Raw genomic sequence first — 22393 nt, 5'->3', positions numbered from 1 at the left:
GAATCCACTCGACCCTCGACTACCTGACCCCCACAGAATGGGAGGAACACCACCGGCAACGACTAGACCAAGCCGCATAAACCAAGTGACCGGACAACAGGGGGAACCTCAGCAAGACCGACGCGAACCTTGTTGCCTACGTCGCCACCGGATCTTCTGTCCGCGATGTCGAATTCAGCGACGACCTTGATCTCGTATTTGTTTACCGTAAGTGTCGTCCAGCAATGTCGCGACCTCCGATCTCAATAGACCTTCGTGGATACGATGAAGCCGAAGTCACGCAGAAACTGACAGAAGGCCACGACTACTTGTCGTGGACGGTTCGATTCGGACGGATCCTATTTGAGCGCGATGGCTGGTGGACAAAGCTCAGGGAAGATTGGAACGAGCGCCTTTGCCTTCCGTCAGTAGATGAGGCCTGTGCAAGGGCTGAGAAGGCGAAGTGCCTTTCGATGGAGTTACGCGAGGCTGGGGATGAAGACGCTGCCGACGAATTGCAGCTATCTGCGCTGACGCATCTTGGCCGGGCCGAACTAAGCGAAGCTCGCGTCTTTCCCAAATCGCGGCCAGAAATCCCTGAACAGCTGCGTGCAATCGGTCAGCACTCGCTGGCCGACCAGCTCGCGGCCGCACTAAAGCGCCGTCGAGCAAGACAGTAGACCCAGCACTGACAGGCCAATCTGGGCAATCTGGGCTACAGCTCGAAGACTTTGAGGTCGGGGCGGTCTTCTAGGAGGTAGTCGTTGGTGAGGTCTTCGGTGAGGTGGCGGCCGTAGTAGGCGTCGAGGGCGTCGAGGGAGAGGCCGTCTTCTTGGTAGACGGCCAGCTCCCGTTCCGGCTCGCTGAGGCGGCTCACGATGTCGCCGGAGATGTGGAAGGTGCGCCCGGTCACGTGGCGGGCGGCGTCGGTACACAGCCAAACCACCAGCGGGGCGATCTTGCGGGGGGCCAGCGCTTCGGGGCTGGTGTCGGGGGCCGGAGCCGAGGAAGCACCCCGAGGGGCCATGGTGAGGGCCATGAGGTCGGTCCACCGGGCGGTGCGGATGGCGTACTCGCCGGTTGACGCCCCTTCGGCGCGCGGCCGAATTGCATCGCCCCCCCCCCCCCTAGATTTTGGCCATTAGAAAACTGCTCTGCCTCGTCGTGATCGCCGCTCTCATCAGTACCGTCTCGGCATCATCGTCAAGCGCGCAATCAGTCGAATTCGTCGTCACCGAAGACATCGTTGCTGCCGCTGAGGCCCTACGTCACCACGACCAGCGCCTTGCAGAATGGTCTGAGCCAGGAGTGATCGAGGAAGTGAACTCTTCTTGGGCCTGTCTAGTCGGATCGTACCATCACACCTGCACAACATGGGTTTACACCGACAGCACCCAGTACACCTGCCCAACATCAGGTTGCAACCCTTTCGAGCTGCTTGCCGACGATTCAGAGCCCGACAACACACCTGACCTCCAGGAACTGGTCGACAATCCGCCCACCACACTCGAAGAAGCCCTCCTGCTCATTACCCAGCTCTTGACACTTCTCCTAGCCCAGAATTGACCCGCCGGAAACACCGCTTACGGCACCGCCTGGCCGACAATCAGATGACGTCCTTCAGGACTTTTCGAACGATGATGCCGAGTCGCCAGGGCGCATAACGAAGAACTCCATGCCGTCGGCGCCGCAAGTGAAGGAGTACTTGTGGTTGGCGGCCAGAATGACCGAGTCCTTTGGCCCCAGCTCCATCGACGGGCCGTCGGCGCCGCTGGGCCACACCTCGCACCCGCCCGACACCACAATCAACAGCTCGTTCTGGTCATGGCTGTGGGGCGGGACGTGGTAGCCGGCGGGCATGATGGTGTACTGGCACCAGAAACCCCCCTCGCCTTGAGCCACGCGCTTGCGCCCGGCGCCGAGCTTCTTGGCCTCTTCGATCAGCTCCTTGGGAGCTTCGGTGTTGGCAGACTCGTCCACCCATTCGATGTCGTCGAATTTCAACACCTTGGGCTCCGTGCTCATGGTGCCATCCATTCAGCTGGGCGGACTTTGGGGGCGTCCTTCCAATGGGGCACACCGTGCTCTTCGGTGGCGATCCACCATTCGCCGTTGGTGATGGAGGCCCAGTGGGAATGGTTCAGCTGGTGGAGGGTGAAGCACGCCGACAGGGCGGTATTGAATCCCTGGGCATCCATGGTCTGGTTCACCGCCTCTTTGACCAACAGCGCAGCCATGGTGGGCACTGCGGCGATGCGTTGAGCGAACTCCAGGGTCTGCTCGGAGAGCGTCTCATTGGGGAACACTTTGGACACCATGCCCATGGCGTGGGCCTCGTGGACGTCGATGGAATCGCCGGTGAGCAGCAGTTCCTTGGTCTTGCGAGGGCCGAACTCCCACGGGTGGGCGAAGTACTCCACCCCCATCATCCCCAGACGGGTGCCCACCACATCGGCGAATGAGGCATCCTCGGCCCCTACAATCAAATCGCAAGACCACATGAGCATCAGCCCGGCGGCCAGCACCGGACCCTGCACCTGGGCGATGGTGATCTTGCGGAGGTTGCGCCACCGCTTGGTGTTCTCGAAGAAGTAGTGCCACTCCTGAAGCATCAGCTTCTCCGAGCCCCGGCGCTGCCCGCCGTTGACCTGCCAGGTGGGGTGCTGGTTGGGGCCGGGCATGCGCTCCTCGATGCTCTCCTTGGTGCCCATGTCGTGGCCAGCCGAGAACATCGGTCCGACTCCGCCCAAGATCACCACCCGCACATCGTCATCGGCCTCAGCCACCAGGAAGGCCTCGTTGAGCTCCACCAACATTCCCCGGTTCTGGGCGTTGCGGGCCCCAGGCCGGTTCAGCATGATGCGGGCGATCTTCCCGTCGTCCAGCGTCTCGTAGGTCAGGTACTGGTAGTCCATTTCCCTAGTCTCGCCCATCCACGAATACTGTGCGCTGCCAGACGTGGTTCTAGGCTCGCATCCGCCGTGTCCTCACCTCAGGAGCACCTATGACTGGGCCAACAAGCATCGACTCCCACTACATCGACACCGCCGGGCTGCGGTTCCACTATCTGGCCGCGGGCAACGAAGCGGCACCCCCGGTGGTGCTGCTGCACGGCTTCCCCCAGACATCCCATATGTGGCGCCACCAGATCCCAGTACTGGCCGAGCGCTACCGGGTCTATGCCCCCGACACCCGGGGCTACGGCGGCACCGACAAGCCCCGCGTCCGGGTCACCCGCGATCTGTTGGCCCGCGACATCGTGGACTTCATCGACGCCCTGGGTATTGAGCACTGTTCGCTGGTGGGCCACGACTGGGGCGGGATCATCGCTTTCAAGGCGGCGCTGGAGTATCCCGACCGGTTCACCCGGCTGGGGCTGGTCGACACCTTGTGTACGGTTTGGATTCCGTGGGGCATCCACGGCTACTGGTTCAAGTGCGAGCCCGAGGCCGAGCAGTTCTGGGAGCGCCACGCCGGCGAGTTCATCAACTCGATCTTCGGCGGCGTGGAAGGTAGCTACGGTCCGCCGCCTCATTCCCCGTGGAAAGCCCCGTTGGCCGACAGCGATGCCCAAGACCCCGGCCGGGCCATGGCCGACTGGGATCCGAGCAAGTATTGGACCGCCGATGACGTGGAGCACTACCGGGAGGCATTCGACCAGCCCGGATCGCATTTCCACGCCGTCTCGTATTACCGGGATGCCCTGCCCTTCCACTTCCCCGACGACGACGGCAACCTGGTGTACCGAACGCCAGCCCAAGTGGCTGAAATGTGGAATCACCCCGGCCTGCTGTTCAGCCATCCCGATTTCGGCATCTTCCCGGTGTACGGCCCCGAAGACCTCGGTCGCACCTACCCCCATCCCGCGCTGTATCTGTACTCGGCGTTCTTGATGCCCCAGGCCTTTGAAGACGGATTCCCCGCCGACGACCACATTCCCAGCGGCAACCCCTACGCCGACTCCTTCATCAATCACTTCCCCGACTACCGGGCCCGCCCTGCCGGCACCGGCCACTTCATCCCCGAAGAAGACCCCGAGCGCACCAACGAAGTGCTCTTGGCCTTTTTGGCTGGCGAGATATGACGAAGACCGCGGCCACTCTTGCGCTAGGCGCCCCTGAAGCGGCGTAGGCGCAGGCTGTTGGTGACTACGAACAACGAGGAGCCAACCATGGCTGCGGCAGCGACAATGGGCTCCAGCACCCCGGCGACAGCCAGAGGAATGGCCGCGGTGTTGTAGACGAAGGCCCAGAAATAGTTGCCCCGGATGGTGTTCATGGTCCGGCGGCTCAGAGCGATGGCGTCGGCCACCGCGCTCAGATCGGACGACATGATGGTGATGTCGGCGGCCTCGGCGGCCACATCGGCCCCGGTGCCGATGGCGATGCCGATGTCGGCTTGGCTGAGGGCAGGAGCGTCGTTGATGCCGTCACCCACCATGGTCACCCGGCGGCCCTCGGCTTGGAGGCGGGCAATCTCGGCGGCCTTGCCGTCGGGTCCCACGCCGGCCACCACCCGGTCGATGCCCAGCTCATCGCCCGCGGCCTGGGCCCGGCGGGGATGATCGCCGGTCAAAAGCACGGTGTCGAGTCCCAGGGACTTGAGCGCGGCCACCGCCGGAGGGGCGGTGGCCCGCAGTCGGTCGTCCACGGTGATCACCGCTTCGGCCACCGAATCCCGGCCCACCAGCACCGCCACCCGGCCCATGGCCTCGACCTCGGCAGCGGCTCCGTCCACGACCTCGGGCACTTGATCGAAGAGCGCCCGCTTCCCCACCCGGACCTCGCAGCCGTCCACCGTGGCAACCGCCCCGGTGCCGGGGTGATTCTCAAAGTCGGTCACGGCCTTTCCATTTTCCGCCGCCGAGGCGATGGCCCGACCGATGGGGTGCTCCGATCGGGACTCCACCGCGGCGGCCAAAGCCAGCAACGCGTCGGGGTCGCGGCCGGGGGCGACAATCTCCACCACCTCCATGCGGGCCTCGGTGACTGTTCCCGTCTTGTCGAACACCACGGTGTCGAGCTGTCGGGTGTCCTCCAGTATCTCGCCGCCCTTGACGATGATCCCGAGCTGCGATCCCCGCCCGGTGCCCACCATCACTGCCAATGGCGTGGCCAGCCCCAACGCGCAGGGACAGGCCACGATCAACACCGCCACCGCCGCGGTGAACGCCTCCGATGCCGGCTGTCCGGCGGCCAACCAGCCGATAAGCGTACCCACCGAGATCGCCACCGCAGCGGGCACGAACACCGCCGAGATCCGGTCGGCCAACCGCTGGATGCGGGTGCGGTTGGTCTGGGCCTGCTCCACCAGCCGCATGATCCGGGCCAGCACGGTGTCGGCCCCCACGCTGGTGGCCTCTACCACCAGCGATCCGTTGGAATTGACCGAGGCCCCCAGCACGGCGTCGCCCGGCCCGACCTCTTCGGGGACCGGCTCGCCGGTGACCATGGAGATATCCACCGCCGAAGCACCGTCGACCACTACTCCGTCGGTGGCGATCCTCTCGCCTGGTCGCACTACGAATCTGGTACCCACTTGGAGGCTGGCCACCGGCACGTCGGATCCATCCTCCAACCGGGCCACCGGTGCCACCAGCACGGCCAATGCCCGCAGGGCGTCTCCCGACCGGCGTCGGGCCCGTTCTTCCAGATAGCGGCCGAGCAGGATCAGCACCACGATCACCGCTCCGGTCTCGAAATAGAGGTGGCCGTCGCCGATCTGGGCGGCCAGCACCACCGTCGACCAAATCCACGCTGCGGCGGTGCCCAACGCCACCAACGTGTCCATGGTGGCGGTCCGGTGCTTGAGCTGGGCCCACGCCCGTCGGTGGAACCCCCAGCCCGACCCGAATACCACACCGGCCGCTAACACCGCGGCCAGCCAGTCCGACGCCTGAAAGCCCAGGTCGAAGGCCAAGGCGTCCACCATCGTCAGCAGTGCCACGAGGGCACCAAACCCTGCCGCAAGAATCAGCCGGCGCACCCGGGTGGGCTCCACTGAGTGCCCATCGCTGAAGCCCTCGGGCAAGCGGGCACCGTATCCGGCGGCAATGACCGCGCGTTGCAATTCGGCATCGTCGACGCTGTCACGACAAGCCACCGAAGCCCGGCCTGAGGCGTAGTTCACTCGGGCTTCGACAACACCATCGACCGCGTTCAGGCTGCGCTCAATCTGCGCGACGCAGGCTGAGCAAGTCATGCCGTCTACCAGCAGCGTCGTCCGACGCATCACCATGGGTTCATCGTATGTCCTCTTATGCCGATTTAGGCTGGGACACCGTGATGTATTTGACCACCTGGATTGTCGAAGGCCGGCGATGACCCCCTCCTCGGGTGTTGCCCGACTGGATGCCGGCGTCATCATTCAGCGACTGTCTTGGGGTGTCAAGCTCGCCCTTGCGCTGGCCTTCGTCGTCGCGCTGGCAGTTCCCCTCGACCACCTCGAGGGCAAGGGCATGGCCTTCCGGTTCCCGCTGTTCATGTTGTCGGCCGTGGTCATTCCGGTGGCATGGCGGCGACGCTTCTCCCCCTACCCGGCCACCGCCGACACCCTCATCGTCGCCCCGTTCCTTATCGACACGCTGGCCAACCTCGTCGGAATCTACGACTCCTTCAATGCCACCGACGACGTGCTTCACACCCTCAACTGGCTGCTGCTGGTGGCCGCCTTCCACGCTTGGGGCTATCGTCGAAACTCACAGCGGTCCAATGCCGATGCGTGGCTGCTGGGGGCGGGCATCGGAGCTCTGGCCATCGTCGGTTGGGAAGCCGCAGAATGGATCGTGTCTGAGGCCGGTGCCGGAGGCGGGCTGAACCTCACTTATGACGACACAGTGGGCGACCTCGTGCTGTCCACCTCGGGGGGCATGATCGGTTCGTGGATCGGGGTGCGCTACCTGAGAAACCGATAGCGGGAGCCCTTTGCCGCTCTGGCTATTCCTGAACCAGTTCGATGAGGGTGCCGAAGGCGCCTTTGGGGTGGATGAAGGCGACGGTGGTTCCCCGAGAACCAGGGCGGGGTGCGGAATCGATCGGGGTGGCCCCGGCAGCAACCATGGCCTCCAGCGCGGCGGCGCAGTCGGCCACCCGATAGCCGACGTGGTGGATGCCCTCACCTCGCTTGGCCAGGAACTTGGCGATGGGCGAATCCTCTCGGGTAGCCGTAGTGAGCTGCACATACGAGTCGGCCACCTTGATCAGGGCTTCTTCCACCCCGTCGTTTTCCACGATCTCGCGATGCTCCACCGAGGTGCCAAAAGCCTTCTCGTAGAACGAAATGGCCTGCTCCAAGTCATGGACTGCGATGGCGACATGGTCGATCTCAGTGAGAAGCATGGCCCGGTCAGTCTAGGCAGCCCCTATTGGAAAACTACTGTTGACGCCGGCTGGTCAGGCTGCCCCGCGCTGAGCGGTTTCGCCTTCCAAAGCCTCCCAGAGCTGGTCGCGCAGAACTTCGGCGTCGATGCCGTCCAACTGGTTGGCCGCAACCACGCCCTCGATCATGTCGGCCAGCACTGCTTCCCAGATGCGGTTCCGGACCATGACCGAAACCGTCACTGAGCCGTCGCCATGGCGGACCAGCGTGCGGCGGCGACCAACCTCCCGGGGCGGACTGCGAAAGCTGGGCACAACCAGCTCCTGTCCTCGCACCGCCATCCCCAACTGGCGGGCTGCTTCGGCAAAGGCCAGGCACCGGCCGGTTCTGCTCTCTTGCGGCCGGTTATCGCCGTAAATGACTCGCATTCCCTGGGGCTCTACCTCCTGGCCCTCCTGGCTTTTCTCATTGATTTCTCTCATACACCCAGTATCCCGACAGGAGTGACAGTTTCTGCTTTGAGCCCTAATTCAGATCGAGGACCTTGGTTCGGCCGCTGATCACCCACCACAGAGCGGTGGCGGCCAAGAGAACGCCGGCCCCGCCCACGGCGATGCGGGGCCCGATCACGTCGGCCAGAAAACCCTGAAGCTGGGCGCCAAGGGGCAGCCCGGCCAGCAGGGTGATGAGGTACAGGGCCAACACCTTGGCCCGCAGAGCCTCCTCCACCTGAAGCTGGATAACGGTATTGAGCGTGGCGGCAGTAGCGATGTGCGATGCTCCCAATACAGCCAGAGCCACCACCGCCAACCAGTAGTAGGGCGACACCGCGAATCCCAACAGCGCGATGCCATAAATCGGCCAGCCGAATCCCACGAGATGGCTGCGGGGCACACGGCTTCCCGGGCCGGCCACAAACGGAGTGTTGAGCATCGCTCCCATTCCGGTTGCTGCAGCCAGGATTCCGTATTTGGTCTCGCCCACCTCAAACACGTCATTGGCGAAGATCACCACCAAGTGGATGACCGGCTGGCCGAAGAAGGCAATCACCCCGGCAATCAGTATGGACAGGCGGATACCGGGATTATCGGCGGCGTAGCGCATTGCGGCCGCGGCATCTCTGAATACATTCGGCCTGTCTCCACCCTCCGGAGCCAGTCGGGGTACCTGGATGAAGACCAGAGCCAAGACCGCGGGGACATACGTCAGTGAATTGGTGAAGAAGCACCAGTCGGGACCGCCTATTGCCAGCACGAACCCACCGACCATGGGGCCGACCGCCCGAGAGGCGTTGAACTGGGCCGAGTTCAAGGTCACGGCATTCAAGAGGGCGACGCGAGGCACCAGTTCGCTGACGAACGCCTGCCAAGCCGGAAGCTGGATGCCGTTCACACACCCATTCACCACTCCAAGGGCGATGTAGGCCAGCGGCCGATCGAAGCCTGCGGCCCACATGGCCGAGAATCCCAGTGCGATCAACGCTTGGGCTGAGTTGGTGAACGCCAGCATGATCCGCCGGGGAAATCGATCGGCCAGCGCCCCTCCGACCATTCCCAAAAACACCGTCGGCAGTGTCTGCAACATGGCGGCCAAGCCAACCCAGGTGGCGCTGCCGGTCAGCCGCTGGATCACAAAGCCCAGCGCAATCATCTGCACCCAAACCCCGGAGTTCGAGATGAGGGCCCCAGAGATGAACAGGCGATAATTCCGGTACGACAGCGCTTGCCGGGCGCGTCGAGGAGGCCGGGAATCGGTCACTGCGCCAACTTATTCGCTGTACCCCTATTGTCATGGCATGGCTCTTGTGCTCTGTGAGATCGAAGACGGCGTTGCCACCGTGACCCTCAACCACCCCGAGGTGCGAAATGCGGTCAGCTTGGAGATGAACCGCGAGCTCGACGCCGTGTTCGACGACCTGGAAGCCGACGAGTCGGTGGGGGCGGTGGTCCTCACTGGTGCCCCGCCGGCATTTTCGGCCGGCGCCAACTTAGACGAGCTGCTGGCTGCTGACGATCCCAAGAGGCTGAGCTCCATCTATGCCGGGTTCCTGCGGGTCGCCCACACCCCGCTGCCCACGGTGGCCGCGGTGAACGGCCCTGCGGTTGGAGCTGGCATGAACTTCGCGCTGGCCTGCGATGTGATCCTGGCCGGCCGCTCCGCCATGTTCGAGAGCCGGTTTCTCCAGATCGCCATCCACCCTGGCGGCGGTCACACTTGGCGGCTGCAAAACATCTGCGACCGTCAGACGGCCATGGCCATGGCGGTGTTCGGCGAGTGGCTTGACGGACCGCGGGCTGCGGAGATCGGACTGGCCTGGCGATGTGTGAACGATGATGCGCTGCTGGAGGAAGCCCGGCGCATGGCCCGCCGTCCCGCTCGTGCGCCGCGAGAACTCACCAAGGCCATGAAAGAGACAATCATCGACATGGGCGCAATCACCGACAGCGCGGCTGCGGTGGCTCGGGAAGTCGACCCTCAGGTGTGGTCGATGGCTCAGCCCGAATTCAAAGAGCGGGTGGCCGCCCTCAAGGAGGCCATCAGCAAATCCAGCGGTTAGCTCACCCAGTCGGCCACCAGCTCGGGACCCTGCTCTTGCCACTCCTCTGAGGTGATGGCGTAGCGAACGTGGTCTTCCCAGCAGCCGTTGATTTCCAGGTAGCCCAGGGCGACACCCTCGTCTCGGATGCCAAGCTTCTCCACCACCCGGCGGCTGGCGTGGTTTCGGGGGATGATGTTGATCTGCACCCGGTGCAGCCCCAGAGTCTCAAAGGCGTAGTCGAGCACCACTACTAGGGCTTCGGGGGCATACTCCCGCCCGGCGTGCCGGTGGTCGATCCAATACCCCACATGGCCGCTCTGGAACGGGCCCCGCTGCACCCCCGACAGGTTCATCTCCCCCACCAGCCGTCCCTCGGCGAACACCCCGAATCCGTGGCCGGTATCCATCTGGCGCTCCCGATCGCGGGCGCTGCACCGAGCGCTGAAGGCCAAGCGGTCCTCCACCACATCGGGCTGGGAACTGGGCGGCTTGGGCTCCCAAGGAGTGAGCCATTCCCGGTTCGCCCGACGCACCGCCTGCCATTCGGGAAAATCGCTCTCCTTCAGGGGACGCAGCTCCACCCTGGAACCATGAAGAACCCGCCCCTCCCGACTCCCCCGAAATCGCGACCAAGTCCGCACTCCCGCCAAACCTACTAACTCTCTACCAACAAAGTGGGAGGCATCACGGATGGGTGTGCAGTGGGTGGCCCGGCTCATGACGCCCGCCCACATTCGACATCCCCACTGGCTCAGCTCTCCCAACCATCTAGAAATGCGAGAAGCTCTGCATTGACCACATCTGGTCTCTCCTCTTGGCACAGATGCCCGCATTCAGGAATCTCCACCGTCCGCAGATCGTCGGCCATGGTTGCCCACACCGCGGCAACATCCCACCACTGCCCAACCAGGTCGAAATCGGCACCCCACATGGACAGCACCGGCATAGATATCTTCTTACCAGCGTCTTCGAGATCTTGGGCGACATCGATTGGACCGGCCCGATAGTCGTTAAATGACCCCCGCAGCCCGCCCGGGGCGGAGTAGGCGCGAACGTACTCGGCTACTTCCCAGTCTTCGAACAGGTCCCGGTTGTACGACCACGAGCTCAGCCAATGCCTCAACCAGATCTCTTCTCGGCCGGTCAGCAGCGCCTCTGGAAGGTCCATTTGCTGGTTGAACAAGAAGAACCAGTAGCCCCTCGAGAGCGTTCCCGGTGGCACATGGCAGAGGCCTTCCGCACTGCGCCCGTTCATCGCTTCGAACACGATCCGAGTGGGGATGTTGTCCATGACCACTACCCGGTCGATGTAGCCGGGCTCGTCTTTTGCCCATCTTGTCACCACTCGCGCTCCCCGATCATGGCCGACGGCGGCGACTTTCTTATGGCCAAGCTGACGACAAAGCTCAGAAATGTCGGAGGCCATCTGTCGCTTGTCATAGCCAGTCGCCGGCTTGTCGCTGTCGCCGTAGCCCCGCAGGTCGGGCACGATCAGCGAATAATGTTCAGCCAACGCGGGCAGCTGCTTGCGCCAGGCAAACCAGGTTTCGGGCCATCCGTGCAGAAGCACCACCGGCGGACCTTCGCCTGCGGTGACGTAGTGAAGCGAGATGTCGTTCACCACCGCCCGATGGTGGGTGAATCCGGGTACATCGAGTTTCATGTGCGAATCCTCGGCAGACCTTCAGCTCAGGAAATTTGACGAACTAGCGCACCTACGACCGTGCACACCGCGCCCAATCTGAGTGCGCCAGCATCGAGTCAAGAAGTTGCTCCAGAACAAGCGTGCGAGTGCCCTCATCACGGTTCGATAGATCCGTGAGCTCATCCGGGTCATTCGCTAAGTCAAACAGCTGCTCCTCCCCGGTGCTGTGCCGCGTGTATCGATGGGACCTCGTCACTATCGTTCGAGTGTGCCCCGGGTAACTGCTGGCCCGACCTGCGAATGCCGGCACGTCGTCCTCAATGAGCACAGAGTCTCTGACTTCACCTCCAGATCCCGAGAGCAGGCTGACAAGACTCTGACCCTGGATGCCCTCATAGGGAGCGAGACCGCACATCTCCATGAGCGTTGGACCGAGATCGATGCTGCTCGCAAGAGCCATTGTTCTGCCAGGCGGCAATCCCGGCCCTGCGATAACGAGGGGAACCTGGAGCACGCCGCGGTAGTGCATCAGCCCCTTGAGCAGGAGTCCGTGGTCGCCCATCATGTCCCCGTGGTCGGATGTGAAGACCACAATTGTCGTGTTCGTCTGTCCCAGCTTCTCGACAGTGGCCAGAATCCGCCGAACGCATTCATCGATCAGCTCGATCATCCCATAGGTCGCGGCGACGCACTCCTTGACGAGCTCCCTGCTGGTTGCGCCAGTAAGCCCAACCCACGCCAGCATCTGATCAACCGTCGTGTTTTGCAGTCTTCGCAGAAAATCCGGCGCGCCATCGAGGGGGTCGTCGATGGTCGTGGGCACGGCCATGTCTGCTGGAGAGTGGCGATCAAACCACTCTCCAGGGGGTGTCATGGGATGGTGGGGATCCGGAAATGAGGCCCAGGCCAACCACGGCTCCTGGCGTCTCGCTGACTCCTCAATGAAGTTGATCGTGCGGTCCGCCACGAACGCGGATGAGTGCAACTCCGGAGGATAGGGAGGATCGTAGATCTGCCACCAAAGCTCAGAGCGGCGAGACGCCGGGGCGGTGGAGTCCAGCGGTACGAAGAGGTCCTCCAGGCTCCCGCCGCGGTCAATCGCCCAGTTCATGTGATGGCCGGTCACGCGAGCGCCGTGGTCAATGGACAACTCGACGTTTTCAAAGCCGTAGAAGCTCTCGGGAAACTCGGGGGGCTCATCTAGATAGTGCTCGGCGTGTTCGAGCTCGTCCCAGCCCTGGTTGGCTGAACTAAACACGGCGGGGGCAAGGTCTGCTTCGCCCGAGATTAGTCGGCTCATCCCGTGCTGAAAATGGGACTTGCCGAATAACCCCGTCCTCCAACCACCGGCTCGGAACACTCGCACGAATGTGTTTGCCTGCCATTCGAGGCTGCGGTCATTGAACACGACGCCGTGGGCGCTTGGCATTCGCCCCGTGACAATGGTGGATCGATTCGGCATGCAGATGGGGTTGGAGACCCACGCATTGTCGAAGACCATTCCGCGCTCGGCAATGGAGTCGATGGCGGGTGTTCGGACCGTGCCGTTGCCGGAGAATCCGACGTGATCAGCCCGCTGCTGGTCGGTGATGACGAAGAGGACGTTGGGCACCTCGGTTGCCTGCACGGGGAAGCCTCCTTCTTCGTCTTGTTGGGGTTCGGTTTCCACGAGATTGCCCGAATCCGCCACGCTGGCCATTTGAGACTATCCCAAGAAGGTATGGTGTTGAACTTCCTGTTTGGCGTTGGAGCGCTCAACCCAACACAGCGTGGCGCCGCCTTGGTGTTTGCAGTCCCGCCGGGGGATCACCCCCCTCCCCCCAACGCGCTAGTCCAACAAACTCAACACCATCCCATCGAGGATGTCCGACTCCGACACTAGACACGACTCAAACCCAAAGTGCCGCATGATCTTCACCAGAATGGTCATGCCCCCCACAATCACATCGACCCGGCCAGGCTCCAGGCCCGGGTTGAAGGCCCGATCAGCCCGCGCTTCGGTGGCCAAAGTGCGGAACACGTCCTCGGCCGCGGCCTTGGTCAGCTCGAAGTGGTGGATCTTGTCCCGGTCGTATTCGTGCAGCCCCTGTTCAACCGCCGCGGCGGTGGAGATGGTGCCGGCTAGGCCGACAAGTGTCCGGGCCTGACGGGCGGCGGGCATCTCCCGGTCGACGTCGTCGAGGTGGTCGCCGGTCACTGAAAGACAAGCATGCAGTTCCTCGGGAAGCGGCGGGTCGCCGTGGAGGTATTTCTCTGTGAGGCGAACGCATCCCACGTCCAGCGACATGGCCGCATCGCAAACGGTGGTGCCCACGCTCAGCTCCGTGGAACCCCCTCCCAAGTCAACCACCAGAAACGGCCCTTTCGCCGGATCGAGCTCAGCAGTGGCTCCCCGAAACGAAAGCTGCCCCTCGGCCAGCCCACTCAGCAGTTCGGGACGAGTGCCTACCACAGCCTCGCCAGCGTCGAAGAACTCATCGCGATTGGCAGCGTCCCGAGCCGCCGAGGTAGCGGTGATCCGCACCGCCTCCACTCCGTGGCGATCCATCACCTCCCGGTAGCGTCGCAAACAATCCAAAGTTCGATCGATGGCCCCCGGGGCTAGACGGCCGGTCTCATCCACTCCCTCCCCTAGGCGGGTGATGGTCATGAGCCGGTCCAACGTCTCGGTACCTCCCCGGCTGACCAGCAAGCGGGTGGAGTTCGTGCCGCAGTCGATGGCGGCCAGCACCGGAGGCTTCACGCCAAGTCCTCGGATTCCAGGTGTTCAGCTACCCAGCGACCGACTGGGTCATCGCCCCCGGCCAGATGCCAGGCGTAGTGGGCATGGAGGCACTTCACCCCTTGCCGGGTGCCTCCCACCCCAGCCGAGGGACGGGGACCGGCATAGCTGTCGGGGATGGCGGCGTCCCGCTCGGCGGCGTAGCGGCGGTGGGCATCGGCCAACACGTCGGGATCAACGGCTGCTTCGGCCCGCCGCACTCCCCCAGCCGACTCCAGCCGGCTCACCCGCAGCACATCTTCAGGGCCGACCAACCAGTAGCGGGTGGGCATAGGAGTGCCATCGTCAAGGAAGGGAGCGTTCCTCAGCACCCGGGGAGTGCCGTCATCGGCTCTGACCACTATCTCGTAGGGGCCCCGGGGAGCGCGGCCCAACAGGGCTTCGACGTGCTCGTCGTCGCCTCGGTTCAGGATCAGGCCTTTTTCTTCTTCCTTCTCTTGAAGATCTTCCTGACGACCCACAGCGCGGCAATGAGTCCGGCTATGGGCCCGAACTTCTTGGCCGCAGGCGGGCCAGCGACATCCAGCAGGTCTACTGCTTCGGCCTCGGGACCGGACACGGCTCTAACGCCTGAATCGTCGGCAGAAGCGTCCGATTCGGAGGCGACATCATCTGAAGAGGAGTCTGAAAGCATGGCCTCTAGATTATCGGCAAACTGATCCATGATCTTGGCGCTCACGTCGGGGATGAGGTTGCGGCCGATCTGAGCCACCTTTCCGGTGATCTTGAGGTCGGTGGTGACCCCGACCTTGGTCCGGTCGTCACCCAGTGCTTCCACCGTAGCGGTGATAGTTGCACTGGCGTTTCCCTGTCCCCGGGTCTCGCGGCCCTCGGCCAGAATGACCACCTTCATACCGTCCTGATCACGTTCGGTGAACGTTGCCTTGCCCTTGTACTGGGCGTTGACCGGCCCGACCTTGACCTTGACCACGCCCCGGTACTCTTCACCCTCGACCTCGGTGAGCTGGGCACCCGGCAGACAGGGGGCAATTCGCTCTACATCATTGAATGCAGCCCAAACATCGCTGGCCGAGGCATTCACCTCGATCTCGTTGCTCATTTCCATGCTTGCAGATCCTCCAAAGTGTCAAAATCGACCGGCTCTCCGGGACAGGATACTTCCGCAACCTGCTCGGACCTCATTTGCATGAGCATTCTGGCCCCGACATCCCCGCTGGTGGGCAGCAGCGGCCAGACTGCCGCTCCCAGCTTTACCGGAGGGCTGCGGCGACCCCGATAAACGGCGGTTACCAGGTCGCCCTCCGCCTCCGCCACCGCTCGCCACGACTCGGCACCCACTAGAGGCTGATCGCCCAGACCGATCACCACTGCGTCGTGGCCGTCGTTCTCAGCAGTGAACACCCCGGCCCGCAGCGAGGTGGCCTGGCCCAGTTCCCAGGAGTGGTTCTCTACCAGCACCACGCCTCCCGGGATCAGGTCGCGCAGCTCCACCGCCCCGGTCACGATGTACACCTCGTCGAACCCGGCCTCTAGTGCAGCGTCGAGCGCGTGTTGAACCACAGTCCGCCCCCGAAACGGGGCCCGCAGCTTGTGAGTGTCGCCTCCGAACCGGGTTCCGGCACCAGCGGCCAACAAGACGGCGGCAATGGTCATTGGCGCACCAACTCGATCAGGTTGGGCTCAACCGTCACGGCCCGAAGACCTCGCCATTGGGGTGGAACGCAGCCCAGGCGAACCAGAATTCGTTGGTGTGCACCACCGGCTCTAGCCGGGCGCCGGTCAGCTCGCCGCCGACCGCTTGTCCGAGTACGTTCCAGGTCGATCCCGTGCGGTCATCGGTGAACCGGCCGTCGCCAGCCGGGGCGAATTCCAACGACTCGCCGTCCACCCGCCGGTCAAAGGCCAACGCCGCTCCCACATCCACCCCTTCGGCGGTAACAGGGGAATCCAGCGCATCGGCGGTGCCCGGCGACCAAAGCACCACCACCGGAACCCCGGCCACGGTGTCGTTCACCGCCCCGTTGGTCTGCACCACGCTGAACGGGTAGGCCTTGTCATGGCCGTTCACCGTCACTCCGACAGTGCGCTCTAGGGCGGGGTAGCGGTCGTCGAGAATTGTGGAGTCGAAGAAACCCGGAAAGGGCGCCGACCGAGAGGTGTACTGCACATAGGGATTGCGGCCGTAGCGGCTCGCGGGACTACCGGGCGGGGCCAACACCACCCCATCGGGATAGCCGGTCTTGAAGTCGCCCCACGGCACGATGGCCGACGGGATGACATCCAGGCGACGGCCGGCGTAGGCCCCCACCAAACCCTCGCCGCCGATCTGCTGCCATAGAGACTCGGTGGCATCGTCCCACATCACCAGGTCGCTGTTGCGCAGCAGCCCAGAAGTGCCGAACCGCAACCGCTGGCCATCGACCACCGGATCGAACACCAAAGCGCTGTTGCACAGCGGGCAATAGGTGACCAGCACCGGGCGGCTCTCGATTTCGTCGTTGACGATCTCATGAACGATGAGCATGGCCAGCGGATAAAAGCGGGCGGTATCCCCCATCACCAGCAGCAGGCCGGGCTCGGGATCCGACCAACCAGCCTCCGATGCCGGGGCGAATTCAGGGTTGTCGATGGGCGGTATGCGGTCGCGGATGGGGATCACCTTGATGCCGATCCGCAGCTCGTCGAGGTCGATGGTGCGGGTGGAGAAATCTGTGGCCCAATCTGCCGTCACCCGGGCCAGATCCCCGGTGGGCCCTTCGCCGCCGGTGATCACTTGGGGTGTGGGCAGGGCAGGAATCGGTGCAGGCGTGGCTACGGGACTGGCGGAATCCGCCGATGTGGACGCGGGGGCGGACACCGCGGTGGGTTCGGAAACCTCGGTTGCGTCGACAACCTCGGTGGGTGTCGGCGCTACCGGAGCAGCCGTGGGTTCGGCGGCTGGATCGGAACTGCCACAGGCCGAGAGTGCCAGCACCGCCGCCAACAGCGCGGCGAGGCGTCTCATTCGTCAGCAGTTGGGCGGTGGATGGGGCCTTCGCTGTCGCGCAGCGAGGGAGCGCTATGGCCGGTGCGGTTGGCAATGATCTCGGCGCATACCGAAATGGCGGTCTCTTCAGGGGTGCGAGAGCCGATGTCCAACCCGATGGGGGCCATAAGCCGGTCGATCCCCTTCTGGTCCACACCCACCTCATGCAATCGCTCCAGACGGGTGGCGTGGGTGCGGCGGCTCCCCATGACCCCGATGTAGCCCACATCGGTGGCCACTGCCCGCTGCACGGCGGGCACGTCGAACTTGGGGTCGTGGGTGAGGATGCAAACCGCATCGTGGGGACCGAGCCGGTCGCCGTAGGCGTCGAACACCTCATCGGGCCAGGCCACCATCACCCGGTCGGCCATGGGGAACCGCTTGACGGTGGCGAATACCGAGCGGGCGTCGGCCACGATCACGTTGAACCCCAGCAGCTTGCCGGATCGAGCCAGCGCGGCGGTGAAATCCACCGCACCGAAAACGAGCATGATCGGGGGCGGCGAGAACGACTCGATGAACACCGACACGTCGGTCTCTCGGGCTTGCCCTTCGGCGCCGTAGTGGCGCACGCCGGTGCGGCCGGCGGCCAGTTCCCCCACCGCGTCCCGGCTCACGATCCGGTCCAACTCGGGATGGCCCAGGGTGCCGATGATGTCGCCGTCGGGCTCTACCACCAGCTTGGCCCCGGCGTTGTGGCCCTCGATAACGGTGGCCAGCGCCACCGGGCGCTCGTCGACTATGGCTTCTCGCAGCCGTTCGTAGAGTTCGGACACCGCTACCAGTCCAACGGCTCGATGAACAGGTGGATGGTGCCCCCGCAGGTGAGCCCCACCGCAAACGCCTCGTCATCGCTGTAGCCGAAGCTGACCATGCGCCGCTCACCGCTCTCGAGGATGTCGAGGGCCTCGACTACCACCGCGCCCTCCACGCATCCGCCCGACACCGACCCGATCACGTCGCCGTTGTCGCTGACTGCCATGGCCGCGCCGGGGTCGCGGGGGCCAGAGCCCTCCACGTTGACCACCCGAGCCAGCGCCACCTGCCGGCCTTCGGCCCGCCAAGCGTCCAAATCGGACAGGATTTCCTTCATTCTGCGCCTGCTCCGATCATGAGGCGAGCATCGGCCGGGGCCCCGTCGTCGGCCAGCACATCGGCCAAACGCTCTAGAGAGCGCAACGAGTGGCCTTCGATGAAGTCATCGACGTAGGGCAAGGCCGCGGCCATGCCCTGGGCTAGCGGCTGGTAGCCGGGGGTGGCCTTCAGCGGATTCACCCACACGAGTCTATGGGTCACCCGCTGCAATCGGGCCATCTGCTCGGCCATCACCTCAGGACTGCCCCTATCCCAGCCATCGCTCAATATGACCACGGTGGCACCTCGGGCCATGCCCCGGATGCCCCATAGTTCATTGAATTCGGCCAAGGTGTCGCCCAGGCGAGTGCCGCCCGACCAGTCGCTCACCGCTTCGGTCGCCGCATCCAGCGCCCGGTCGGGGTCGCGCGATGACAGCTCCCGGGTAATGCGGGTGAGTCGGGTGCCGATGGTGAACACCTCCACCCGGCGGCGGCCCACCACCGCGGCGTGGACGAATCGGATGAGGGCCCGGGCGTACGACTCCATCGACCCGGAAATGTCCAGCAGCAGCACTACCCGGCGCAGCCGCTCACCCGGCTCGGTGTACCAGCGACGCACCGGCTCCCCACCGCTGCGAATGGCGGCCCGCACGGTGCGGCGCAATTCGGGGGGGCCGGCGGTGCGGTGAGTGCGGCGCCGGCGGCGTGACCGGCGGGTGCCGCCAATACGGGCCATGGCGGCCATGAGCCGGTGGGCCTCGTCGAGCTCGTCGTCGGTGAAGCGTGCGAAGTCTTTGTCGCTCAGCACCTCATGTCGGCTCCACCGCAGCGTGAGGGAGGGATAGCCGGGGTCTTCGTCGTCCCCGTCTTCTTCGGCTTCGTCGTCGCCGTCGTCGTCCACCACCAGGGTGATGGGCTGGGTCACCTCCATCACTGGGGTGGCCACCAGCTGCTGTCCGCCGTAATAGGCATCGAAGATCTTGTCGTAGAGCCCGATGTCATCGGGCTCGGTAACCAGGGTGGCCCGGCCGGCCCAGTACACCGAACTGCGCTGCTTCACCCCCACCGCGCCGAGCGCCTGGTAGTAGTTCACCGACGATCCCACGGCCACGTCGATGCCCGCGCCCCTCAGCGCATTTACGAAGCCGACCGCGATCTCGTCAGCCTGCACGGGCGATGGCGGGTACGGCGATCAGCGACAGCATGGCCTGAAGGTCGGTACTCATCCGGCCCGGGCGATGGCCTGATCGATCAGACCGGCGATGCCCTGGTCGACCACCCGCTGCTGGTCTTCCCGATACTTGAGCACCGATCCCAGGCTGGCCTGGGTGATTTCAGGCGTCAGCTCGGCGGCACCGAGGCGGCCCAAGGCCAGGCTCCAGTCGATGCTCTCGGCCACGCCGGGCGGCTTGTACAAACCCAGCTCCCGAAAGGCAGCCACCGCCGCGGCCACCTGCCGGGCCAACGGCTCGCTCACCCCAGGCGCTCGCCGGCCGATGATGGCCACCTCCCGGTCGAAGCCGGGATGCTCCACCCAGTGGTATAGGCAGCGCCGCTTGAGGGCATCATGGACGTCGCGGGTGCGGTTGGAGGTGATGATCACCCGGGGCGGAGTGGTCGCCGCAAACCGGCCGATCTCGGGGACGGTCACCGCGTAGTCCGACAGGATCTCCAGCAAGAATGCCTCGAACTCGTCATCGGCCCGGTCGACCTCGTCGATCAACAGCACCGGCGGCGGACCCTCGGTGGCGGCGATGGCCCGCAGCAGGGGGCGCCTGATGAGAAAACGCTCGGAGTACAGTTCGTCTTCCAGGGCGTCGGCCGTCTCCCGGGTGGCACCTCCGGTGGCCTCTGCTGTGCGCAAGTGCAAGAGCTGGCGGGAGTAGTCCCACTCGTACACCGCCTGGGCTACGTCGATGCCCTCATAACACTGGAGGCGGATCAGCTCGCCGCCGGTCCACGCCGCCAGGGCATTAGCCGTCTCGGTCTTGCCCACGCCTGGTTCGCCCTCCAAGAGCAGGGGGCGGTTCAGGGTCATGGCCAAGAACACAGCGGTGGCCAACCCCTCGTCGGCCAGGTAGTCACAGCCCGCCAGCCCGACGGCCACTTCGGCAGCCGTTACGGGCTCAGAACTCATAGCCCACCTCGGCGGCCGAAGAAGGCTGAGGGCCCAAAGGCTGGGCGTTAGCGTCCAGCGGCTTCGAGCGCCCGGCGGGTGAGCACCCGGGCGAGATGCTCGCGGTACTCGGGGCCGGCGTTCAGGTCAGATGGCGGGTTGGTGCCCTCGGCCGCTGCTTCGGCAGCGTCGGAGGCCGACGCGCCTCCGGCTAGGGCGGCTTCCACACCGGCGGCCCGGACAGGGATGCTGTCCATGTTCACCAGGCCCACGCCGGAGTTGCCGTTGTTCACGATGGCCGAAACGCCCACGATGGCCCAGTCTTGGGCCCGGCGGTTGAACTTCTGAAAGCCCCACGTGGCATCGGGCATCTTGGGCACCCGGATCTCAGTGAGCAGTTCGTCGTCGCCCAGAGCGGTCTCCAGGAAACCGGTGAAGAAGTCGTCTATGGCGATCTCCCGCTCGCCGCCCGGTCCCCGGGCCACCAGGGTAGCCCGCATGGCCAGCATCACCGACGGCAGGTCGGACGCGGGATCGCCGTGGGCGATGGAGCCGCCGATGGTGCCGCGGTGGCGCACCTGGGGGTCGCCCACATGGCTGGTGGCCTCGGCCAAAAGCCCGGCTTGCGACTGAACCAGCTCGCTGGTCTCCACGTCGCGGTGGCGGGTGAGGGCGCCGATGGCCAGGTGGTCGCCGGCGTCGTTGATGTAGCTGAGGTCGTCGAGGCGGCCGATGTCCACCAGCACCGCGGGGGTAGACAAGCGCAGCTTCATCAGCGGCAGCAGGGAATGACCCCCGGCCAGCAGCTTGGCCTCGTCGCCGTGCTCGGCCAGCGCGGCCAGCGCTTCGTCGGCCGATCCGGCCCGGATGTAGTCGAATGCCGCAGGAATCATGACGAGGCCTCCGCGCAGTGCAGAACAGCTTTGACGATGTTGTGGTACCCGGTGCAGCGGCAGAGGTTGCCCTCGAGCCCGATGCGGACTTCCCGCTCGGTGGGGTCGGGATTCTCATCCAGCAGCGAGACGGCGGCCATGACCATGCCCGGCGTGCAATAGCCGCACTGGAGGGCGTGGCACTGGCGGAACGACTCCTGCATGGGATGGAGCACGTCGCCGTCGGCCAGGCCCTCGATGGTCAAGAGGTCCTGGCCGTCGGCCTGCACGGCCAGCATGGTGCAGGATTTCACCGACTCGCCGTTCACATGGATGGTGCAGGCGCCGCACGAGGAGGTGTCGCACCCGATGTTGGTGCCGGTGAGGCCAACTACGTCGCGGATGTAGTGAACCAGCAGCGTGCGCGGCTCCACATCGTGGGTGTGGCTGCCCCCGTTTATGGTGACCGTTACTTCCACGGCATCTCCCTAATCGTCTTCCGGGTCCGCGAGAAATCTAGTACAACCACCCCCGCTTAGGTCACCCCGAGCGACAAGCCTTTGCACCCCTGAAGCTCAAGCTGGGCGCCAGGCGAGGAGGGTGAAGGGGCCTTCGTCGTCGATGTGGTCTTCGAAGGCCACTTCGAGGGGCTGGCCATCGGCGGGCTCATCGGCGCCTTGCCAGGTGGCGGGCAGGCACAGGTCGTCTTGTTCGTCTAGTCGGCCCAGCACCACGGTGTAGGGGGAGGCGAACCCCGGCAGGAAAGCGTGGTGGTTCACCACCCAGCTCTCCACCGTGGCCCGGCCCGACAGCGGCGTCCAGGTGTACTCAAAGGAGGCGCAGCGCCCGCACATGGCCCGGGGAGGCCACCGCCACGCTCCGCACCCGTCGCAGCGCTGCAATTCGAAGCAGTGCTGGTTGATCCGCTCCCACCACGGTGCCGAGTCCCGCTCGGGATAGGGCCGGGGCTTGGGGGCCTGGTCGGCCGGGCGGTCGACGGCGGTCATCGCCTTCAGACTGTCACTAGAGTGAGCCGAAGCCAAGCAAGAACTCCGAAAAGGGAACTTCTCATTAGGACGTT

26 protein-coding genes are annotated in these 22393 nt (G+C 64.7%); 4 read left to right on the top strand and 22 right to left on the bottom strand.

Going from position 1 to position 22393, the window contains the following annotated elements; translation table 11 throughout:
- Window positions 1-694: 694 nt before the first annotated feature.
- On the bottom strand, window positions 695-1018 hold the full coding sequence (locus OXG30_16255; protein ID MCY4136444.1) for a hypothetical protein: 324 nt from the start codon (window positions 1016-1018) through the stop codon (window positions 695-697).
- Window positions 1019-1143: 125 nt separating this feature from the next.
- Here OXG30_16255 and OXG30_16250 point away from each other — a divergent pair, with 125 nt between their 5' ends.
- Window positions 1144-1545 (top strand): hypothetical protein, encoded by a 402-nt coding sequence (locus OXG30_16250; GenBank protein MCY4136443.1) that lies wholly within the window; start codon window positions 1144-1146, stop codon window positions 1543-1545.
- A 54-nt stretch (window positions 1546-1599) separates the two neighbouring features.
- Here the strand turns inward: OXG30_16250 and OXG30_16245 are convergent, their stop codons facing one another.
- Window positions 1600-2004, bottom strand: coding sequence for a cupin domain-containing protein (locus OXG30_16245; GenBank protein ID MCY4136442.1), 405 nt, complete (start codon window positions 2002-2004; stop codon window positions 1600-1602).
- Window positions 2001-2912, bottom strand: coding sequence for an enoyl-CoA hydratase (locus OXG30_16240; GenBank protein ID MCY4136441.1), 912 nt, complete (start codon window positions 2910-2912; stop codon window positions 2001-2003). The genes OXG30_16245 and OXG30_16240 overlap by 4 nt, the downstream gene beginning before the upstream one ends.
- Window positions 2913-2983: 71 nt before the next feature.
- On the opposite strand from OXG30_16240, the gene OXG30_16235 reads away from it, so the two are divergent.
- Entirely contained in the window at window positions 2984-4063 is a 1080-nt protein-coding gene (locus OXG30_16235) for an alpha/beta hydrolase (GenBank protein MCY4136440.1), read from the top strand.
- Window positions 4064-4086: 23 nt separating this feature from the next.
- Here OXG30_16235 and OXG30_16230 read toward each other — a convergent pair whose 3' ends face one another.
- Window positions 4087-6216 carry a heavy metal translocating P-type ATPase gene (locus OXG30_16230; GenBank protein MCY4136439.1) on the bottom strand — a complete coding sequence of 710 codons (2130 nt, stop codon included), beginning with the start codon at window positions 6214-6216 and terminating at the stop codon, window positions 4087-4089.
- An 82-nt stretch (window positions 6217-6298) separates the two neighbouring features.
- Here OXG30_16230 and OXG30_16225 point away from each other — a divergent pair, with 82 nt between their 5' ends.
- A complete protein-coding gene (locus OXG30_16225) occupies window positions 6299-6892 on the top strand; it encodes a hypothetical protein (GenBank protein MCY4136438.1) in 594 nt (197 codons plus the stop codon).
- A gap of 22 nt (window positions 6893-6914) precedes the next feature.
- Here the strand turns inward: OXG30_16225 and mce are convergent, their stop codons facing one another.
- The 3 genes from mce to OXG30_16210 are packed head-to-tail and all read right to left on the bottom strand — an operon-like array spanning window position 6915 to window position 9054.
- On the bottom strand, window positions 6915-7316 hold the full coding sequence (gene mce, locus OXG30_16220) for a methylmalonyl-CoA epimerase (protein ID MCY4136437.1): 402 nt from the start codon (window positions 7314-7316) through the stop codon (window positions 6915-6917).
- Window positions 7317-7370: 54 nt separating this feature from the next.
- Window positions 7371-7778 carry a hypothetical protein gene (locus OXG30_16215; GenBank protein ID MCY4136436.1) on the bottom strand — a complete coding sequence of 136 codons (408 nt, stop codon included), beginning with the start codon at window positions 7776-7778 and terminating at the stop codon, window positions 7371-7373.
- 43 nt (window positions 7779-7821) lie between these two features.
- The gene (locus tag OXG30_16210) at window positions 7822-9054 is read right to left on the bottom strand and encodes an MFS transporter (protein MCY4136435.1); all 1233 of its coding nucleotides are present in this window, start codon (window positions 9052-9054) and stop codon (window positions 7822-7824) included.
- A gap of 37 nt (window positions 9055-9091) precedes the next feature.
- Here OXG30_16210 and OXG30_16205 point away from each other — a divergent pair, with 37 nt between their 5' ends.
- On the top strand, window positions 9092-9853 hold the full coding sequence (locus tag OXG30_16205; GenBank protein MCY4136434.1) for an enoyl-CoA hydratase-related protein: 762 nt from the start codon (window positions 9092-9094) through the stop codon (window positions 9851-9853).
- On the opposite strand, the gene OXG30_16200 is transcribed toward OXG30_16205, so the two are convergent.
- The 15 genes from OXG30_16200 to OXG30_16130 form a co-directional block, all read right to left on the bottom strand.
- On the bottom strand, window positions 9850-10416 hold the full coding sequence (locus tag OXG30_16200) for a GNAT family protein (GenBank protein MCY4136433.1): 567 nt from the start codon (window positions 10414-10416) through the stop codon (window positions 9850-9852). The two genes, OXG30_16205 and OXG30_16200, sit on opposite strands and share 4 nt — an antisense overlap.
- Window positions 10417-10586: 170 nt before the next feature.
- Complete coding sequence (locus OXG30_16195) at window positions 10587-11498, bottom strand: alpha/beta hydrolase (GenBank protein MCY4136432.1); 912 nt, start codon at window positions 11496-11498, stop codon at window positions 10587-10589.
- Between the two features lie 52 nt (window positions 11499-11550).
- Window positions 11551-13179 carry a sulfatase-like hydrolase/transferase gene (locus OXG30_16190; protein MCY4136431.1) on the bottom strand — a complete coding sequence of 543 codons (1629 nt, stop codon included), beginning with the start codon at window positions 13177-13179 and terminating at the stop codon, window positions 11551-11553.
- A gap of 129 nt (window positions 13180-13308) precedes the next feature.
- Window positions 13309-14223, bottom strand: a complete 915-nt coding sequence (locus OXG30_16185; GenBank protein MCY4136430.1) for a Ppx/GppA phosphatase family protein — start codon at window positions 14221-14223, stop codon at window positions 13309-13311.
- The gene (locus OXG30_16180) at window positions 14220-14723 is read right to left on the bottom strand and encodes a DUF501 domain-containing protein (GenBank protein ID MCY4136429.1); all 504 of its coding nucleotides are present in this window, start codon (window positions 14721-14723) and stop codon (window positions 14220-14222) included. Before OXG30_16180 ends, OXG30_16185 begins: the two co-directional genes overlap by 4 nt.
- Window positions 14675-15328, bottom strand: coding sequence for an SRPBCC family protein (locus tag OXG30_16175; protein ID MCY4136428.1), 654 nt, complete (start codon window positions 15326-15328; stop codon window positions 14675-14677). The genes OXG30_16180 and OXG30_16175 overlap by 49 nt, the downstream gene beginning before the upstream one ends.
- Complete coding sequence (locus OXG30_16170; GenBank protein ID MCY4136427.1) at window positions 15319-15876, bottom strand: nucleotidyltransferase family protein; 558 nt, start codon at window positions 15874-15876, stop codon at window positions 15319-15321. Before OXG30_16170 ends, OXG30_16175 begins: the two co-directional genes overlap by 10 nt.
- A 34-nt stretch (window positions 15877-15910) precedes the next feature.
- A complete protein-coding gene (locus OXG30_16165; GenBank protein ID MCY4136426.1) occupies window positions 15911-17227 on the bottom strand; it encodes a DUF3179 domain-containing (seleno)protein in 1317 nt (438 codons plus the stop codon).
- On the bottom strand, window positions 17224-18024 hold the full coding sequence (locus OXG30_16160) for an XdhC/CoxI family protein (protein MCY4136425.1): 801 nt from the start codon (window positions 18022-18024) through the stop codon (window positions 17224-17226). The genes OXG30_16165 and OXG30_16160 overlap by 4 nt, the downstream gene beginning before the upstream one ends.
- A gap of 2 nt (window positions 18025-18026) precedes the next feature.
- The gene (locus OXG30_16155; protein ID MCY4136424.1) at window positions 18027-18341 is read right to left on the bottom strand and encodes an XdhC family protein; all 315 of its coding nucleotides are present in this window, start codon (window positions 18339-18341) and stop codon (window positions 18027-18029) included.
- Entirely contained in the window at window positions 18338-19495 is a 1158-nt protein-coding gene (locus OXG30_16150; protein MCY4136423.1) for a VWA domain-containing protein, read from the bottom strand. The genes OXG30_16155 and OXG30_16150 overlap by 4 nt, the downstream gene beginning before the upstream one ends.
- Before the next feature lie 51 nt (window positions 19496-19546).
- Window positions 19547-20461, bottom strand: a complete 915-nt coding sequence (locus OXG30_16145) for a MoxR family ATPase (GenBank protein MCY4136422.1) — start codon at window positions 20459-20461, stop codon at window positions 19547-19549.
- 47 nt (window positions 20462-20508) lie between these two features.
- Window positions 20509-21333, bottom strand: a complete 825-nt coding sequence (locus OXG30_16140) for a xanthine dehydrogenase family protein subunit M (protein MCY4136421.1) — start codon at window positions 21331-21333, stop codon at window positions 20509-20511.
- Entirely contained in the window at window positions 21330-21791 is a 462-nt protein-coding gene (locus OXG30_16135; protein ID MCY4136420.1) for a (2Fe-2S)-binding protein, read from the bottom strand. The genes OXG30_16140 and OXG30_16135 overlap by 4 nt, the downstream gene beginning before the upstream one ends.
- Before the next feature lie 96 nt (window positions 21792-21887).
- Window positions 21888-22319 (bottom strand): zinc ribbon domain-containing protein, encoded by a 432-nt coding sequence (locus tag OXG30_16130; GenBank protein ID MCY4136419.1) that lies wholly within the window; start codon window positions 22317-22319, stop codon window positions 21888-21890.
- Window positions 22320-22393 lie beyond the last annotated feature (74 nt).

The sequence above is a fragment of the bacterium genome, from assembly GCA_026708015.1.
Classification (GTDB): domain Bacteria; phylum Actinomycetota; class Acidimicrobiia; order Acidimicrobiales; family Bin134; genus Poriferisocius.
Note: the sequence above shows the minus strand (reverse complement) of the source record. Positions and strands in the feature narration are given on the sequence as shown.